This is a genomic window from Xanthomonas sp. SHU 308 (assembly GCF_000364645.1).
GTDB classification, from domain to species: domain Bacteria; phylum Pseudomonadota; class Gammaproteobacteria; order Xanthomonadales; family Xanthomonadaceae; genus Xanthomonas_A; species Xanthomonas_A sontii.
Genome location: NZ_AQOK01000450.1, coordinates 1 through 2,241, shown reverse-complemented (window position 1 = coordinate 2,241; position 2,241 = coordinate 1). Strand labels below are relative to the sequence as shown.

The following is a 2,241-nucleotide window of genomic DNA, read 5'->3' as shown; positions in this document are numbered from 1 at the left end:
TGGCGACAACGCTCAGCGGCGACACCGTGCAGATCGCCGCCGGTCACGACCTGCTCTCGCAAGGCGCGCAGGTTGCAGGCACCGGCAACGTGGTGGTGGCCTTCGGCAACGATCTGACGCTGGAGACGGAGTAGAACACGCATAGCGAAGAGCACGAGAAAAAAACCAAGAAGTCGGGCATGTTCGGCAGTTGCGAGCGTGATGCTAGGCAGACTGCTGTTGGCAAAGAGGGTCGCTCAACAGACGTCGGTGGACATATTCAAGGATGACAGTTCGGCGGAACTTGCCATAGGTTCAATCTTTTGCCCAAGACGAGAAGTTTAACAATTTTACTTGAAGTAAGTGGGAGAATGAAATTAGATGAGATATAAAACTATGATGATATCGGTTTGGTAAAGGTTATTTTTTAAAGGGACGCCCCGAAATCAGCAAGGCCTGATGCATTAACTATTGATTGCTCCGTAAATGGTGGGTGATTCGCAAAAATTTCAGAAGTGAGCCCGGAGGTTGAGTGTGGATAGAGAGATTTATATTCTGAATAAGATTGTTCGGCTGATGCAAGATTCCGCTCCTGATGATTATGTCGAGGCGATTTGCGAGTTTTCATACGAAAAGTATGATGACAGCTGGTCTGTAGGTTCTAAATACTCTTTTGTGAGAGAAGGAATTTACTTTGGCGAGTTATTGGATGATCCAGATGATGAGATTTCTGGTTTGGTCCGTGAGTTGCACCAAGCAATGAAGGGAAAAAACCGCAGAGGTTGGGAAAAATTCACGGTTAAATTAATTTCATCCGGAGTGGCAAAGGTGAATTTCTTCTATAATTCAAGTAAAAACCAGGAAATAATTTTGCCATAAAATCAATGCAAAAATCTTTAAACAGGGGTGCTGGGGTTATTAAATGAAATTAAATTGGGAAAAATTTTCTTTAGCTCTCGGATGCGCAGCCGATAGTCCTGAAATGGCTGAATTGCTCACTGAAATAAATGAGCGACCTATTTCTTCTTCTGATCCTGATGGGTATGGCGATTCGAACTTAAGGACTGACTATTGGCAGTTTTTCATAGCGGCATGGAATTTGGGTTCCGCTGCAATACTTTGAGTTTTATTCATTTCTTCATAGAAGAACAGGATGAATTTTCCTTTTACCAGGGAGATTTGTTCGGAATGAGTAGCAAAAGTTGGGCTGAATCTTCAATTCTTGACAAGTTTGGGCTCCCGAATGATTTTGGAGGAGGTGGATACGATGCTTTACTTGGGCATGTTAAAAGATGGATAAAATATGACGTTGATGGCCATGGAGTGCGATTTGAAATCTTATCAGATGGCGGAGTTGGAAAAGTAACCCTAATAGCGTAGCGATGCCGGAAAGATCTATTGGGGAAAGTAATTCTAGCCCTATTAAAGCGGATGCTCATAATTGAATCGCAAAGTAGAGAAATGTTTTGATCGTATGCCTGGAAGGGGGGGTAATTTTTGCTTTGATGGGTTACTGAGATTTTTCTTAGCAGGCGATATAAATTGGACTTCAGCTTGGTCTTCTTGCAGTGGCCTAAATTTTGATTGGTCTGAAGCAATTGCTTATGACATATTTGGGACTGTCTACGCGGTTGATGATTCCGGTCAAGTCTATGTTTTTAGTTTAGATTCTGGCGACAAGTCTTATTTGGAAGTCGACCTTGATGGTTTTTTTAGTGCCATCGAATATGATCCAATATCGACAATTAGAAGCAACGTGTATGAAGAAGCTATACTGCGGCTGGGCAGGCTAAATTATTTTGAAAATTACGCATTGAAAGTAGAAGAGGCTTTAGGCGGCGAATTTTGTGTCGATAACATGTATATCTGTGAAAGAGTAAGGCACGCATCGATTTTGGGTGGAATAGCTCGTCAAATCAGAAACTTGCCTGTAGGAACGCGGTTGATTCCGCGATATTGAATTTTTCAATCGTTTATCGAGTGATACGGGTTGGAGTTTATTTTAAAATTATTATTGCTGTTCTGACGCAATTTGCTTGCGGGTAATGGTATCCCCGGCTGCCGCTATTTGATCGAGACCGATCTGCGCTTCGTCGACTACAACAATTTCATCAGCAGCGACTACCCGCTCGACAAGCTTGGCGTGGATCCGCAGTGGACCCAGACCCGCATGGGCGCTGCAGGCCGGCCGGGATCTCAGCCCCTCACCGGCACCACTATGCAGGCCGGCAACAGCGCCGCGCTGCTGGCGGGCAACAACCT

The 2,241-nt window shown here is 44.4% G+C and carries 4 protein-coding genes and 1 pseudogene; all 5 read left to right on the top strand.

Annotated features, from left to right (window positions below; genetic code table 11):
* Positions 1 to 134 (top strand): hemagglutinin repeat-containing protein (locus tag D588_RS28710; RefSeq protein ID WP_198526770.1); only part of this gene is annotated, 134 nt, incomplete at its 5' end.
* Positions 135 to 513: 379 nt separating this feature from the next.
* The gene (locus D588_RS27900) at positions 514 to 858 is read left to right on the top strand and encodes a hypothetical protein (RefSeq protein ID WP_157836466.1); all 345 of its coding nucleotides are present in this window, start codon (positions 514 to 516) and stop codon (positions 856 to 858) included.
* A 213-nt stretch (positions 859 to 1,071) separates the two neighbouring features.
* Positions 1,072 to 1,359, top strand: coding sequence for a hypothetical protein (locus tag D588_RS27895; RefSeq protein ID WP_157836465.1), 288 nt, complete (start codon positions 1,072 to 1,074; stop codon positions 1,357 to 1,359).
* Positions 1,360 to 1,420: 61 nt separating this feature from the next.
* Positions 1,421 to 1,939, top strand: coding sequence for a hypothetical protein (locus D588_RS27890; protein ID WP_157836464.1), 519 nt, complete (start codon positions 1,421 to 1,423; stop codon positions 1,937 to 1,939).
* Between the two features lie 108 nt (positions 1,940 to 2,047).
* A pseudogene (locus tag D588_RS27885) lies at positions 2,048 to 2,241 on the top strand (hypothetical protein); the annotation flags it as partial.

Bases quoted from the DNA above. Each gene is read 5' to 3' on its own strand.
- D588_RS27895 (WP_157836465.1), top strand. From the start codon at position 1,072: ATGGAATTTGGGTTCCGCTGCAATACTTTGAGTTTTATTCATTTCTTC.